The organism is Ktedonobacterales bacterium (assembly GCA_036557285.1).
Classification (GTDB): Bacteria; Chloroflexota; Ktedonobacteria; order Ktedonobacterales; family DATBGS01; genus DATBHW01.
The window spans coordinates 1-14,277 of sequence record DATBHW010000079.1 but is presented as its reverse complement, the minus strand read 5'-3'; the positions used below and the strand labels follow the sequence as shown (position 1 = coordinate 14,277).

Here is a 14,277-nt window from a genome sequence, read left to right as displayed (position 1 = left end):
TCTTTCGGTTGGGTGTGGTAGTTCCTCTTCTCGCCTGGCCTGCGGTCCAGAAAGCCCGCCAGGATTCAGACGGGAGGGGAGTCGTCCTCTTCGTCGGATGGTGGCCCTACTTTGCGTGGCCGTCCGCGTGGTCGTCGAGGTTGCTGCATGGCTTCATAACGCTGGAATACCTCCTCGATGGGAATGGCTTCCCCCGTCATCACCAGATAGGCGCGTGTCCAGAGCGTGGGAATGCGCGTCAGTTCGGGAAATTCATCACGCAAAACCCGCGATGTATACGCCTTCACCTGGCAAACGATGTGGTGAGGGGAAAGAGTTGGTGGCGCGGCAGCCGCCAGATAGACGCGATCAGGCAGGATGATCACTGCCAACGGCTCAAAAGAAACGCCGCTCGCTTTTTCCCGGATGAGCGTCTGCAATCGCTCCGCTATCATGCCAACGAGACACGGCTTTGAGCGCATTGGCTCCCAGACGAAGTGGTAGGTAATCCGCCAGCTTTGATAATTCTGTATGTCCATGTTTCACACCTACAATATTATACAGCGGGTACGTCAAGATGTCCAGGGTTTCAGCCATGAATTTTGTAGTTTTCTTTGCTACAACTACAGAATTAGTATAGCACGTGGATGGCGCTGCATGGTCAGCACTTTCCTCATGACGGGTTCGAGTAGCCCTTTTTACTTATTCTTCACCCATTCTTTACTTGCCTGTGCTATAGAAACTCTGGCTTTTGTTTTGCTGGGATTGGGGCGTGCTATCGGTCGTTCGCTCGCCCAGGCGCCTCTTTATCCTTGAAACCTGCCCTAAACCTGGCGCTTGTTTTGCTTCACGCTTCTTTGTATTATTAAGGACGAGCGCAAAAACTCCTTGATCAACCTTGCGCTTTTGGTTCACTTTCCCCCGGCGACAACTGAATAGCGTGACCTTCCATGTGGCGACCGATGATTGTCAGCTCAGTGTTGTATGACTAAGGAGGCCCTATGGATCGGATGGTTCTTGTCTGGCGGCAACCTATTGCTCGCATCGCTGCCGCAGTCGTGCTGGTGTTGTTTGGGCTGATGGGAGCAGCGCAGCTTGTTCACCCCAACGCCCACGCGGCGGATGGCAGTTCCTGCAAGCTTGGCCCGGACGGCCAGATTCAACACGTCATCTATATTCAGTTCGACAACACCCACTTTATGCGCGACAACCCCAATGTTCCCTCGGACCTGGAGCAGATGCCCAACCTGCTCAACTTCATCAAAGATAACGGCGTTCTCGATGACAACCACCATACTGTGCTGATCTCGCACACAGCGACAGGCATTCTCACTTCACTCACGGGGGTCTATCCCAACCAGCATGGCGTGCCGGTAAGCAACAGCTACCGCTACTTCAACCCAAACGGCACAACTAATCTGGGAGTGTCGTTCGCCTACTGGACCGACCCGATCTTTGACCCGACGACCTCGGCCCCCACAGATACGACGTTCAACATGTTGACCGCCGCTGGCAAGAATACGCCTGCCCCCTGGGTACCCTATACGCGCGACGGCTGCAACTGGGGCGGTGTTGCCACGGCCAACACCATTCTAGAAAATATTGCCACTGACATCCCGACGGTCTTTGGGGCCAATTCGCCCCAGGCGCAAGAGGTTGCATCCAATCCCACGCAGGCGTTTGCTGATTTTGTGGGCATCGGCGTTCATTGCGCCCAGGGGAACGCTCTTTGTTCGTCGGCAAATACCGGCGAGCCTGATCTGCTGCCGGATGAGCCTGGCGGCTACAATGGCTACATGGGGTTGTTTGGTCACAAGTACGTGGCTCCACAGATCAGCCCCAATGGCCCGCTGACCGACCTGAACGGCAATGTCATTCAGGATCCAGGCGGCCATATCGGTTTCCCTGGCTTCGATGGCATGTCGGCATCTGTCTCGCTGGGTTATGTGGCAGCAATGCAGGAGCATGGCGTGCCGGTGACATACGCTTATATCTCGGACGCGCATGATGCCCATCCCAGCGGCCCGGCATTCGGCCCCGGGGCGGCTGGCTACGTGTCGGCGCTAGCATCTTATAATGATGCGTTCGGCAAGTTCTTTACGCGGCTTGCCAACGATGGCATCAATAAGAGCAATACCCTATTCGTCTTTACGGTGGATGAGGGTGACCATTTTGCCGGCGGCCCGCCAAGCCCGGCTGACTGCGATGGTGTGACGGTTCCCTGCACGTACAGTAAGATTGGCGAGATCAATACCAATCTCGCTGGACTGCTGGCGACCCAGCAGGGCATTACGACCCCGTTCACCGTGCATAGCGATGACGCGCCGACGGTCTACATTACTGGCAACCCTGCTCGCACCGACCCGATCACACGCGCTTTTGAGCAGGCTACCGGGCAACTAACAGCAGTGAATCCGATCACAGGCAATACGGACCACCTGACGGCGTTTATGGCTGACCCGGTGGAGATGAACCTGCTGCACATGATTACCGCTGATCCGGCGCGAACACCGACGTTCACGCTGTTTGCGGACCCCAATTACTTCCTGTTCGCTGGCGCCCGCAATTGCACGTCGCCCTGCGTGACGGAAAATCCGGGTTTTGCCTGGAATCATGGAGATGTTCAGCCAGAGATCGTCACAAATTGGCTAGGCATGGTGGGGCCGGGCATCCGCCATCTGGGCGTGACTGACCAAATCTGGTCTGACCACACAGATACGCGCCCCACGATGCTGGCCTTGCTGCATCTGAAGGACGATTATGCGCATGATGGGCGTGTCCTCTTCGAGTTCATTAACCCATCGGCGCTGCCGAAGAGCCTGAAGGCCCACCACGAGACGCTGCGTCGGCTGGCTGAGGCCTACAAGGAGATCAACGCTACGGTGCAGCAGCTTGGGCTTGATAGCCTGGTCATCTCGACAGCGGCGCTGAAGAGTAACTCGGCAGGCGATAGCACCTATACCAGTCTGGAAAGCCAGCTTGCGCAGTTCACCACGCAGCGCGACAATCTGGCTGGACAAATGATCTCGATGCTGGAAGGGGCTGCATTCGACGGCCAGGCCCTCAATGAGGGTGCGGCCAAGCAGCTTATCAGCCAGGCGCGAAGCCTGTTGGAGCAGGTCCATCAGTTGGCGGAAAGCGTTTCGTAATCGCCTCCTTTCGTAGCCGGTTTCTTTCGTAGTCTGGTCTTTTCGTAGTCTGGTCCTTTCTTCTGCCGGGGGTCAACACAGCCAGCGAGGTCGGGCTATCTGTCCGGCCTCGCTGGCTTGCTTCTATCTGGCTTGTGGCGCTGAGCCTGTGATATACTCCCTGGATGGAATGCTGCTGATGGGATGCGTTTCTGGAATGTGATTGTTTTCCTTTTCTGTTCGTTCTGCATAGAGGGGTTTGGGCGCCGATGCAGATCACCTGGCGATTACCTGCTTCCTCTGCTAGAAGACGCTGAGGCGCGAGGCATATCAGGCGTTGCCCTGTCTAACTATGGATCGATCAATTGCGTACAGATTTACCTGTGCCTGTGGAACAAGCTTTACTACGCCGATCTATGAAGCGGTGAATGTCACCCTTGAGCCGCAGTTGCTCTATACCTTGCTGGCGGGATTGCTGAACGTGGCGACCTGTCCTCATTGTGGCAGGCGCGCAGCCATTGCGCGTCCTTTTCTCTACCATGATGTGGCGCGCGGGCTTTTTGCCTATGTAGACCCACGCGCTGATCTCCCGGAGGAGCAGCGCGCGGGGCTGCTTCAGCAGTTACGGCGAGCGTATGCTGTCGCAGTGGAGCAGAGTTTGCTTCTTCAGCATCAGGAGAGGCCCACCCGCGCAAGCACTGGGGAAGCGGAGGATGATGAGGGGGTGGCTCTGGAGATTCTGTCGGGCGCTGGAGAGCCACAAGGCGACGCGCCGCCGCTTCAGGTGATATTTGGGGTGGAGCAGCTTTGTGAAGTAGTCACCGGGTTGCTCTCGCCGGAGGAACGGCTTGGGAAGCTGGCGCTGAGCAGCAAGAGCAAGCGCGAAGAAGAACGCCAGCGTCTGCTCGCCATTGCGGGCGAGATGGCTCGCCAGATGAACTGCCAGGTAGAAATAGATGATGAGCCTGGCGAGTATACGGTCTGGCTCTATGGTCCGCGCCGGGCGATTGGGGCGATTATGCGCGAACTCGCGCCCAGACAATGAAGGATAGTGTTCTTAGGAGCAAAGATGCAGACGGTTGAACCAACAACCCTCGCGGCATCCCAGCAGGATGGGCAGCTTCCATCCCGCTGGCGGCGCTGGTCCTCAGATATGTTGGCGGGTAGAGGGTGGATCAGTCTTCTTCCAATGCTTTTGATGTGCGGTCTGCTTCTTGGTGGCAGTTCGTTCGTGTATTTCTTGCCCTATACCGATGTTGCCAAGTATCAATGCTATGCCTCGGCTTTCTGGTTCGGTGGTTCTAACTATCCTGCCGATACCTCCTGCGATTTCATCCAGAGCTATGCCTCTCTGCTTCCATTTCATACGCTTCCGCGCGAATATCCTGCCCTGGCGCTGCTTCCTTTTTCGCTGACGCTGCTGACACCTGGACCCTGGTTTGAGATCGGGTTCGCCGTCTGGATGGCGCTGCTGGCTGCGGGCCTTTACTGGTATTTGGGGCGGGTCGGCCCACGCGGCGCATCGCTGGCGTTTGCAGCCTATCTGGTACTGGGCGCCTGGGGGACCGCCGTCAGCCGCTTTGATCTCGTTCCGGCGGCGTTTACCCTGTTCTGCCTGGTGGCAGCGGTGCGTGGGCGTTTCACCTGGGCGTATGTCTTGCTGGCTCTCGCGGTTATGCTGAAGCTCTATCCGCTCCCATTGCTTCTGCCGCTGTTTCTGGCCGAGCAGCGCAGCCGGTCAGAGCCGCTCTTGCATTGGAAACGGCTCGTCGGCGTGGGTACCTTCACGGCAGCCTGCGCTGGCGTTTTCCTGGCCTCTCTGCTTGTGAATGCGGAGGGCGCGCTCAGCCCGCTCAACTACTTTACCTTCCGGCCTATTCAGATTGAGTCGGCTCCGGCCAGTCTCTTGTGGGTGGCTTCTTTGCTGGGACATCCCATCTGCACCGCGTTTCAGTTCGGGTCGCTCAACGTCTATGAGCGCGCGCTGGGAGGATGTTCGACCTATTATGGTCCACCGCCTGGCCCTATGACGAGCCTGCTCTCGCCCCTCTTCCTGGGGCTGATGGTGGCTGGCGTGGCTGGGGTCGCCTGGATGCAGTGGCGGGGTAAGCTCTCTCTCAAACAGGCGTTTGTCGCGGTGCTGCTGGTTATCATTCTGACTGGCAAGGTCTTCAGCCCGCAGTACTTTATCTGGCTGGCCCCACTCATGGCCTATGCTATCGGGCTGGATAGGCTCTTCTGGTTTGTTTCCTGGCTCCTCATCTCGCTGCTGACCACCGCCATCTATCCGTATCTGTACGGAGTCCGGCATTACATCACCGAAGCGCCCTCGGTTCCGGCATTTTATCCGGCTATCGCCTGGCGCAATCTGTTGCTGGCGCTTTTCGTCGTGATCTATCTCTTTGACCTGTTCCGTTTGCGCAGCCGTTCCGCACAGAAACCAGCTTCCCCACACGCGCTGAGGGAGCTACTCAGAGAAGAAGCCTCTGCGGCGGCAGGAGCGACGGCTGGCTCATCGAAGTAAAAAAACACGAGAATGCCGGGTGCGGGCGGCTGATTCGGCGTCAGCCGCTGATGTCCTCACCGGTCAACCATTGCAGCGCCTCGCGGTAGCGCTGCGCGGTTCCTTCGATCACGTCGGGGGGCAGCGCGGGCGCGGGCGGCTGTTTATTCCAGCCGATGTGTTCCAGATAGTCACGCACAAACTGCTTATCGAAGCCTGGCGGCGACTGGCCGGGGGTATAATCACCAACCGCCCAAAAACGCGAAGAATCCGGGGTCAGGACTTCATCAATCAGCAGAAGTTGATGGTTAAGCAGCCCAAACTCCAGCTTGGTATCGGCAATGATAATGCCACGATCCAGGGCCAGCTTGGCGGCATAGGTATAGATTGCCAGGCTCGTATCCGCCAGCGCCTGGCCTAGCTCTTCGCCCAGGTGGTTTTTCATCTCCTCCAGGGTAATCGTCTCGTCATGCCCCTGCTCCGCTTTGGTGGAGGGAGTGAAGATGGGTTCGGGTAGCTGCTCCGCTTCGCGCAGACCCTGCGCGAGTCGAATGCCGGAGACCATCCCCGTCTGTTGGTAGTCTTTCCAGGCTGATCCGGCCAGGTAGCCGCGCACGATGCACTCAAAATTGAGCCGGTGTGCTTTCTTGATGAGCATGGAGCGCCCTGCCAGTTGGTCGCGGTACTTTTGCGCCTCTGGAGGGTAATCCTTGAGGTCTGCGCTGATAAAATGATGGGGGATCAGTTTCTCGGTTTCACGAAACCAGAAGGCGGATAATCTGGTTAAGACCTCGCCTTTGCCTGGGATGCCATTGGGCAAGACGACATCAAACGCCGAAAGGCGGTCAGTTGTAACCATCAAAAGCTGCTCGCCAAGATCGTAGGTATCACGGACTTTGCCCCTGCTGAAAAGTTTCCAGGGCAATTGGCTGTTTAGTAAGACTTTTGATTGCATCATTCCGCTCCTCATTGCGCGTAGGACTGCTGATATATTTTAGCATTCTTCGAGCGGGTGTAGCACATGGTAATGATAAGAAGGGTTGCTATTCCCTGCTTGATCTGCTATATTCGAGGCACTGAGAGGAGCAAACGCCTCCCCAAAGGCTGAAACTGGCAGACCAGACGAGTATGGACCACTTTTTGCCACACGTAATGTCTTTGTTGATCCAGTCAGGTTTCCTGGCGCGTAAGGAAGCAGAAAGATGTCCGGCATACCTTCGCCAGATTACTACAAAATCTTGCAAGTTGATCCTCTTGCCGAAGAAGAGGTAGTCGAAGCCGCTTACCGGCGGCTGGCCCGCAAATATCACCCCGATGTTTATGCCGGACCCGATGCCTCCGAGCGGATGCGTGAACTCAATCTTGCATACAGCGTCATCGGCAACGCTGCCCAGCGCCGTGTCTATGACAGCACTCGCCAACGCGAGGCCGCGCGCCAGCAACTGGCGGCGCAGGCACAGCAGAGCATGACCAGACGCACGACTACCGGGCGACAGCGCGCCGTGAGCGCCGCCACGCCGATTCCACGTCCTCCTGAGCAGGATGATGAGGTCGCGCCTCGTCGGTCCAGGCAAGCAGCGGTGAGTCGAATGCAGAGCAAGATACCCAGTGTGAAGGTTTCGACTGGAGACTGGCCGGCTATTACCCCAACCACCGGCAAGCTTCCCGTGACGCCGCTCTTTGTCTACCGCCGCCCGTTTTCTATGATGGTATTTGAGGAGCTTCGCAATCTAGGGCAAGGTCTGCTGGTCATAGGCTTGCTGGGGTATCCGATGGCGGTTGCCGTGTGCTGGTTTCCCCTGCAAGCCATCTGGTCCCATCTCCAGTTGAGTCAGCATCAGGCGCTTCTTTTCACGCTGGCGCTGCTCGCGCCGCCGATGCTGGCGCTCTCGTGGTGGTTTGGTCGGCGTGTTCGCCGCGATAAGCTCTAGGCGGCTAGAGCTTGACCATCGTCATATCCGAAATATCCTGTGTCTCACGAATCTGGTCGAGCGCCCAGGTGGGAACGGCATCATCCAGCGACAGGACCATCAATGCCTGGCCGCGCGGGCGGCGGGCGTCGCGGTCAGTACCCTGGGGGCCGACATCCATATCGCGGATATTGACGTTCGCATTGCCCAGAATGGTTCCGACGCGGCCAATCATCCCCGGACGATCCAGGTTGCGGCAAATCAGGATATAGCCACAGGGCGCAAAATCTGTTACATAGCCGTCCACCCGCACGATGCGCTCTTCGTCCCAGGTAATGGTTCCTGCCAGAGAATGCTCTTTGCCATCATACACGCGCAGCGTCACCAGATTGGCGTAGTGTTCGGGCGCGGTGCTGGTGCGCTCGGTCACTTCCAGCCCCCATTGTTTGGCGATGCTGGGCGCGTTGACCATGTTGACGTGCGCATCCGAGATAGACTCAAGCAGTCCCTTGATAAGAGCCACTTTGAGCGGGCGCAGGTCCAGCGAGGCAATTCCTCCACTGCACGCCAGTTCCACATAATGCAGCGGGCCTGGGTGCAACTGGGTATAGAGCCGCCCCATTTTCTCGACCAGCCCCATATAGGGCTGGATGGCTTGAAGAGTTTCCGGCAAAATGAGCGGGGCATTGACCGCGCCGCGCGCCGGGCCGCTATTGAGGACAGAGACGACCTGCTCGGCCACGTCCAGGGCTACCATCACCTGCGCCTCTTCGGTGGATGCGCCCAGATGCGGTGTGACGATGACACGCGGATGCGCCAGCAGTTCAGCCAGCACCGGGTCATTGCCTGGGGGTTCGCTGCTGAAGACATCCAGCGCCGCTCCTGCCAGGCGATCCTCTTTCAGCGCCGCCAGCAGGGCGGCCTCGTCAATAATGCCGCCGCGCGCACAGTTGACTATCCGCGCCTGGGGCTTCAGCAGCCCCAGTTCACGCGCGCCAAGTAACCCCCTGGTTGAGGCGTTCAGCGAGGAATGGATGGTCACGAAATCAGATTGAGCCAGCAGTTCATCCATCGAGAGCAGTTCGACACCAAGCGAGCGGGCCAGGTCAGGCGAGGCAAACGGGTCGGTAGCGATGATGCGCATCTCCAGCCCTTTGGCGCGCCGGGCGACCTCCGCGCCAACTTTGCCCAGACCAACAATGCCCAGCGTTTTGTGCCGAATCTCCACGCCTAGGTAGCGGCTGCGCTCCCAACGGCCCTCTTTCAGGGCGGTGTGAGCCGCCGGAATGTGGCGGGCCATCGCTAGAAGCATGGCAATGGCATGCTCAGCCGCCGCCACGATATTGCCGGTTGGCGAGTTGACCACCAGGATACCGGCGCTGGTGGCTGCCTCAAGGTCAATGTTATCAACGCCCACGCCCGCCCGTGCAATGACGCGCAACTGTTTGCCAGCGGCGATAATGGGGGCAGTGACTTTGGTTTCGCTGCGCACGACCAGCGCGGTATACTCGCCGAGAATGGCGATCAACTGTTCTGGACTCAGGCCGATGCGCTCATCAACCTGCAACTGCGCCTTGCGCAGATATTCCATGCCCTCCTGCGCGATGCGATCAGCCACCAGCACGCGGCCTGGCGTCTGTTCCGGTTGTGTCATGAACGAAGCTCCCCTGCGCTAGCGCGGCCTGGCTGACGATGGAACCTGATAGCCAAGGGCGATTAGCTGCCGCGCTAGCGCATCCATAGTGGCGTTGATTTCAGGCTCGTGGACGTAGCCTAGATGCCCGATACGTACAATCTTGCCTTCTAGCTGCTCCTGGCCGCCAGCGATCACCAAGCGATCTTGCTCACGCAAGGCTTTGCGCAGCGCCTTGACCTCGATGCCTGCTGGGGCTTTGATAGCTGTGACGGTATTGGAGGCATATGCCGAATCGGCCAACAATTCCAGGCCAATTTCTCTGGCACGGGCGCGCGTCAGATTGGCGACAGTCTGGTGGCGGGCAAAGATGGCTTCGCGGCCCTCGGCCTGCATCATCTCCAGAGCGACATCCAGGCCAAAAAAGAGCGAGACAGGCGGCGTGTAGGGTGTCTGGCCTTTCTCCAGGCTGCGTCTGGCCCAGGCAAAATCCCAATACATGCGCGGCATGCGCGCCTGCTGGTTCGCCTTCCAGGCGCGCTCGCTCACGCCAATCATTGCCAGCCCAGGCGGAACCATCCAACCCTTCTGAGAGCCGGTGAAGACAACATCCAGATTCCACTCGTCCATACGCAGATCAACGCAGCCCAGCGAACTGACGGCATCGACGGCGAGAAGGGTATCAGGATAGCGCGCGCGGATAGCTTCGGCGAGCGTTTGTATGTCGTTCGTGACGCCTGTGGAAGTCTCGTTATGAGTCATAATGACGCCGCGCAGGCCAGCGATGCCTGCAAGCCGCTCCATCACTGTTTGCGCGTCGGCGGCCTGCCCCCAGGGGAAGTCAATGCGGGTGACGTTGACGCCAAAGGTTTCGGCGATTTTGGCGAAACGATTGCCAAACGCGCCGATGGTGATAGCCGCTACCGCGTCGCCTGGCGAGAAGAGGTTGACTACGGCGGCTTCCATTGCGCCGCTGCCAGAGGAAGGGAAGCACAGAATATCAGCACTGGTCTGGAAAAAATATTTGAGCCGACCCGTGACGCGGGTCAAAATGTCGGCAAACTCAGGGCCGCGATGGTCAATCATCGGACGGGCCATTGCTTGAAGAATAACGGGCGGAACGGGTGTGGGTCCGGGGATGCGCAGGTTAATTTCTTTCTGGTTAGGTGTCTGAACCATCTGGGTGCGCTGGCCGGAACAGAGGGCGCGATGTGCGGCGCTGATGCTTCAATGATCCTCAGCCCGTTGGCTGAGGGTGAGCGGCCAGCTTCTCCTTTCTCGCAAATAACGTGAGCGGCAAAGATTGATTATCAGGGGCGCTATCCAGGCGTTATCCAAAGATAGCCATATTTGGGAGCAATCCGTGTAAGGTGGTTTGTTTCAGTTTGCGCCTATAGATATACCTGCTACAGAGGAACTACTACTTCGGGAGCTACTTCTGAAGTAGTTCCCGAAGTAGTAGTATAAGGGAGGAAAGAATCTATCGTCAACTTTTCTTTAACTCAGGCGGCGCTTTTCTGGCGTGCGCTGGCTCTCAAGAGCGCCTGTGCGGTGAAGCTGACTCTGAAGCTGCGCCAGTTCGGCGTCTTTTGCGGCCAGGGCCACCTGCAAACGACGCCGCTGGGAGATAGCTTCTAGCGAGCGCGCCACCAGCGCCGGGCCAAAGAGCGCGAGGGTAGCGATCAATTGTATGGTGAATGGCTCCATCGCTCCGGTGACTAACGCGCCATTGCTGATGAAAATCAGGATAACGGGGGCCAACAATCCGCAGGCTGCCAGCACTGTTGTGCGTACCCAGGGCAGCAAATTGCTCTCCAGGGCAGCAAAGGGGACCAGCCAGAGAATCATCCAGGGGTGAAAGCCGAGCGCGGCCAGGACGAAGAACCAGAAGGTGACTTCGTACCCGGCGGTGATGAGCGCGGCAGGAGCTATGCTCTTATCGCTTGACGGCGGGAGGGTAGTCCGTCGCGCGAGGCGGAAGAGCATGACCAGATACCAGATTCCAAAGCAACCGGCTGCCAACGCTTTGACAATCATATCGGCGAAAAGCTCGTCATAGAAAGGCTGTAAGAAACCATAGAGCATGGCTGGTAGGGAAGTGGCATAATGGTTGGCAGGCTGAAGGAGGCTGCCAAGGGCATCCGAGCCGCCAAAGGGCAGCAAGGCTGCACTCAACAGCGCCACAGCGAGGGCGGCGCTGCCAGGCAGGGTGATTGCCCGGCGCGCCTGCGGGGAACTGCGCCAGAGAGTGACGACGAACAGCGGCAGGAAGATGAGCGTGAGGCTATTGATCAGGGCAGCCAGGGCGAGCGCGGGTAGGGTAAGCCAGCGTGGGCCGACGATGAGTGCGTAGAAAGCAAGCAGCACGAAGAACAGCAGGATGCTGTCGTTGTGACCGTTGCCAGCCGTTTCTAACAGCAGGAGCGGATTCCAGCCTACGAGCAGCAACGCCTGCCAGCGGCGATGCGGTGCACTTCTGGAGGCGATCAGCCAGATGAGTCTGAGACAGCCCAGGGCAAACAGGATGGGCATCATTTTTTCCAGCAGCGCCAGCGCCAGCAGGTTGTTGCCCGCCAGCAGCGCAGGCCCGGAGCCGAGGAAGACCCAGAGCGGGCCGTAAGGCGAGGGAAGGTTCTGGGCATCGTCGTAGGTGGTGAATGGGTCGTCTGAGAAGTTGGAAGCTGGAATGATCAAGGGGTTGGCGTGATGGACGGTCAGCACCCGTACCTGAATCGCCTGATTGATGCTGTCAAGTGAGGTAATCGGATAGAGATGCGCGAGTATGAGCATCGCCAGAATGGGGAAGATGACAATCATTTGCGCCGCTCGCTCAGAGAGACCCGTGGTGGAACTGGCCGCGCGGCGTATCATCCAGCAGGCGCTGAGGTAAAAGGCGATCAGCAGGAGCATGAAGAGGCCAAACAGGGTAGCAACTCCTGGCGCATAATGGCTCAGCGAGCCGATGTCGGCCAGCGGGAAGCGAATGTCCTTTTCCAGAGGATAGCTGAGGGTGAGAAGCAAAAAGATGCCCAGTGAGCCTGTGCCACAAAAGGCGAGCATGAGCGTGCGCAGGCGCCCGCGACTCTGGCTCATGCTCGGATTCTGAAAAAACTGCCCCATGACTCTCTGATTGCTGAAATTGCTTGCTTCTAGTATGCGCTGCAAGGCGCTGCTTCCGCAAGAAAGACATACGCTGCTCTGGTACAAAAACCTTGCTCAGCCTAGCGCAAAGAACTTGCTCTGTCAATGAATACCAACGCCAGAGCCGCAGGCAGATAGCCCAGGGGGAGCCAGCCTTTTTTGACTTTGTTTATCTGGCAATGTTACAATTTCTGAAGGATGAGCCATAGGGCGCACTGTTAATGCCATGCGCGCCTGGGTGGGAAATGGGTCTGCTTTCTGATTTTGAGTACTGGCATCCGCTTGCAGGATGCGGCTATCACGGAGGTTCTGTATGAGTTCCCCAAGCCTTGCCGAGACGCCGACGTTGAAGGTTGGCGATCTGGCTCCAGATTTTACGCTGACGAGCGCCAGTGGTGAAAAAGTGACCCTGAGCGATTTTCGTGGCAAAAAGAATGTGGTGCTGGCGTTCTTCCCGTTTGCTTTCAGCGGTACCTGCTCGGCGCAGATGCCTTCGTATGAAGCGGAGTTAGCGCGCTTTAACAGCTACGATACCCAGGTGATTGGCGTGAGTGCCGATGCCCGCCACGCGCTGAATGCCTGGGCGAAGCAGTACCAGATGACCTATCCCCTGCTCTCGGATTTCTACCCGCATGCTGCCGTTGCCCAGCAGTACGGAGTAATGCACGAGTTTGGCATGGCAGAGCGAGCACTTTTTGTGGTTGACAAAGAGGGCAAGATTCGCTGGATTCATGTTCATCGCCCCATCGTTGAAGCGCCAGACAACGAAGAGCTTTTTGACGTGCTGCGTAAGCTCTAATTAGTGAGCAGCAGATCAGGAGCGGACAGCATATCTGTCCGCTCGTTGTTTTCAGGTGATCCGTTATGGCAATGTCGCGCCGCTGTATTCCCTATACTCCACGCAGGCTTGAGTTAAGCGCCAGCACCTTTGCTCTGGTCAGCACAGCAGGTATCCATTTGCGCAGCCAGGAGCCATATAAACTTGAAGGCGATAATACCTGGCGCGAGCTACCTGGCGATGTGGAAAGTGGCGATCTCATGGTCACACATGAGCATTACGATCACCGCCACGCCGACCAGGACATCAACTGCGTCTTTCCGATTGATCGCCTGCGCGAACTGGCTGCCGAGGGTGTGATTAAAGGGATCAGTAACCGGCACCTGGGCTTTATGGGGTATAGCCAGCTACTCAAAGACCTCTACGAGCGCGCCGCGCCAGAGATGGCCCGTCTCATCGAGCGTTCCTCGGCTGATGCGGTCTTGCTCACCGCTGGCTGACCGCTCTGCCATCGCACGGTCGTAGCGATTCAACGTGAGTTAGAGATGCTCGCTATTCCAACGGTTCTCATCACCCTTGTGCCGGAAGCTTCGAGGCAGATGGGGCCACCGCGCGCCATCCATCCGGTGGGCTTTACGTTGGGAGATTGTACGGGCGGGCCGTTCCAAAAAGACCTTCAGCGCAAGGTGGTGCTGGATGCGCTCAGACGCTGGGAGGCACGAATCGAGGCTGGCATTATCTGGGACATCGCCTATCCAGAATATGCGCGCGATCCAGCCATTGAAGGCACCGGGGAGATTGTGCGGGAGTAGTGCTGCGCCGTTTTGAAAGAGCGGTTTAAACTTCACGGCGCTTCCTTCTGACGCATGAATGCCGGTGTTTCCACGCTTGCCCTTGGTGAGGCCTTTCGCCCCGTTGTCTATGCTTGACTGATTTTTGGGCATGTGCTAGTTTATGCTCAACTTAGCCTGTGGATAGGCTCGCGCATGCCAACAGACGGGTTGAACCCCGTCCCTCCACTAGATTCCGTCCTAAGAAACAGGCGAGGTGGCTTGTCCTTGTGGGGTCTTATACCAAATCCTGTTAAATAGCAGTGCTATCATGCGAGTTGCGGCCACCAATGGAAGGCGGTGAGGCCACAGATACGCTCAGGGTTTGCCTGAAGCGTCAAGCAGCGGCTGGCTTGGGTCTCGTGCAGGTCGTCC

At 57.8% G+C, this 14,277-nt stretch carries 11 protein-coding genes and 1 pseudogene; 7 read left to right on the top strand and 5 right to left on the bottom strand.

Features of this window, described 5'->3' with window-relative positions:
• Nucleotides 1-65 precede the first annotated feature (65 nt).
• Nucleotides 66-518 carry an IS200/IS605 family transposase gene (gene tnpA, locus VH599_21540; GenBank protein HEY7350907.1) on the bottom strand — a complete coding sequence of 151 codons (453 nt, stop codon included), beginning with the start codon at nt 516-518 and terminating at the stop codon, nt 66-68.
• A 462-nt stretch (nt 519-980) separates the two neighbouring features.
• Between tnpA and VH599_21535 the strand changes: the two genes are divergently transcribed.
• From VH599_21535 to VH599_21525, 3 genes are all read left to right on the top strand, one after another.
• On the top strand, nt 981-3,128 hold the full coding sequence (locus VH599_21535) for a hypothetical protein (protein HEY7350906.1): 2,148 nt from the start codon (nt 981-983) through the stop codon (nt 3,126-3,128).
• A 331-nt stretch (nt 3,129-3,459) separates the two neighbouring features.
• Nucleotides 3,460-4,152: a CpXC domain-containing protein gene (locus VH599_21530; protein HEY7350905.1), complete on the top strand. Its 693-nt coding sequence runs from the start codon at nt 3,460-3,462 to the stop codon at nt 4,150-4,152.
• 24 nt (nt 4,153-4,176) lie between these two features.
• On the top strand, nt 4,177-5,631 hold the full coding sequence (locus VH599_21525) for a glycosyltransferase 87 family protein (GenBank protein ID HEY7350904.1): 1,455 nt from the start codon (nt 4,177-4,179) through the stop codon (nt 5,629-5,631).
• Between the two features lie 40 nt (nt 5,632-5,671).
• On the opposite strand, the gene VH599_21520 is transcribed toward VH599_21525, so the two are convergent.
• Nucleotides 5,672-6,568 carry a phosphoribosylaminoimidazolesuccinocarboxamide synthase gene (locus tag VH599_21520; protein ID HEY7350903.1) on the bottom strand — a complete coding sequence of 299 codons (897 nt, stop codon included), beginning with the start codon at nt 6,566-6,568 and terminating at the stop codon, nt 5,672-5,674.
• 244 nt (nt 6,569-6,812) lie between these two features.
• Between VH599_21520 and VH599_21515 the strand changes: the two genes are divergently transcribed.
• Nucleotides 6,813-7,541 (top strand): J domain-containing protein, encoded by a 729-nt coding sequence (locus VH599_21515; protein HEY7350902.1) that lies wholly within the window; start codon nt 6,813-6,815, stop codon nt 7,539-7,541.
• 4 nt (nt 7,542-7,545) lie between these two features.
• Here the strand turns inward: VH599_21515 and serA are convergent, their stop codons facing one another.
• The 3 genes from serA to VH599_21500 form a co-directional block, all read right to left on the bottom strand.
• Nucleotides 7,546-9,174 (bottom strand): phosphoglycerate dehydrogenase, encoded by a 1,629-nt coding sequence (gene serA, locus VH599_21510; protein ID HEY7350901.1) that lies wholly within the window; start codon nt 9,172-9,174, stop codon nt 7,546-7,548.
• A gap of 18 nt (nt 9,175-9,192) precedes the next feature.
• A complete protein-coding gene (locus VH599_21505) occupies nt 9,193-10,332 on the bottom strand; it encodes an alanine--glyoxylate aminotransferase family protein (GenBank protein HEY7350900.1) in 1,140 nt (379 codons plus the stop codon).
• Between the two features lie 318 nt (nt 10,333-10,650).
• Nucleotides 10,651-12,246, bottom strand: coding sequence for a hypothetical protein (locus VH599_21500; protein ID HEY7350899.1), 1,596 nt, complete (start codon nt 12,244-12,246; stop codon nt 10,651-10,653).
• A gap of 397 nt (nt 12,247-12,643) precedes the next feature.
• Between VH599_21500 and VH599_21495 the strand changes: the two are divergent.
• The 3 genes and pseudogenes from VH599_21495 to VH599_21485 all read left to right on the top strand — a co-directional run bounded on the left by VH599_21495 (nt 12,644) and on the right by VH599_21485 (nt 13,884).
• Nucleotides 12,644-13,093, top strand: a pseudogene (locus tag VH599_21495) (peroxiredoxin).
• A 65-nt stretch (nt 13,094-13,158) separates the two neighbouring features.
• A complete protein-coding gene (locus VH599_21490; protein ID HEY7350898.1) occupies nt 13,159-13,572 on the top strand; it encodes a glycine/sarcosine/betaine reductase selenoprotein B family protein in 414 nt (137 codons plus the stop codon).
• Nucleotides 13,573-13,617: 45 nt separating this feature from the next.
• Nucleotides 13,618-13,884 carry a hypothetical protein gene (locus VH599_21485; GenBank protein HEY7350897.1) on the top strand — a complete coding sequence of 89 codons (267 nt, stop codon included), beginning with the start codon at nt 13,618-13,620 and terminating at the stop codon, nt 13,882-13,884.
• The last annotated feature ends 393 nt before the right edge of the window (nt 13,885-14,277 follow it).

What these genes read in the sequence shown, in the direction of transcription:
- VH599_21530 (HEY7350905.1), top strand. Translation starts at nt 3,460, where the DNA reads ATGGATCGATCAATTGCGTACAGATTTACCTGTGCCTGTGGAACAAGC.
- tnpA (HEY7350907.1), bottom strand. Translation starts at nt 518, where the DNA reads ATGGACATACAGAATTATCAAAGCTGGCGGATTACCTACCACTTCGTC.
- VH599_21520 (HEY7350903.1), bottom strand. Translation starts at nt 6,568, where the DNA reads ATGATGCAATCAAAAGTCTTACTAAACAGCCAATTGCCCTGGAAACTT.
- VH599_21485 (HEY7350897.1), top strand. Translation starts at nt 13,618, where the DNA reads ATGCTCGCTATTCCAACGGTTCTCATCACCCTTGTGCCGGAAGCTTCG.
- VH599_21515 (HEY7350902.1), top strand. Translation starts at nt 6,813, where the DNA reads ATGTCCGGCATACCTTCGCCAGATTACTACAAAATCTTGCAAGTTGAT.
- VH599_21535 (HEY7350906.1), top strand. Translation starts at nt 981, where the DNA reads ATGGATCGGATGGTTCTTGTCTGGCGGCAACCTATTGCTCGCATCGCT.
- VH599_21525 (HEY7350904.1), top strand. Translation starts at nt 4,177, where the DNA reads ATGCAGACGGTTGAACCAACAACCCTCGCGGCATCCCAGCAGGATGGG.
- VH599_21490 (HEY7350898.1), top strand. Translation starts at nt 13,159, where the DNA reads ATGGCAATGTCGCGCCGCTGTATTCCCTATACTCCACGCAGGCTTGAG.
- VH599_21500 (HEY7350899.1), bottom strand. Translation starts at nt 12,246, where the DNA reads ATGAGCCAGAGTCGCGGGCGCCTGCGCACGCTCATGCTCGCCTTTTGT.
- serA (HEY7350901.1), bottom strand. Translation starts at nt 9,174, where the DNA reads ATGACACAACCGGAACAGACGCCAGGCCGCGTGCTGGTGGCTGATCGC.
- VH599_21505 (HEY7350900.1), bottom strand. Translation starts at nt 10,332, where the DNA reads ATGGTTCAGACACCTAACCAGAAAGAAATTAACCTGCGCATCCCCGGA.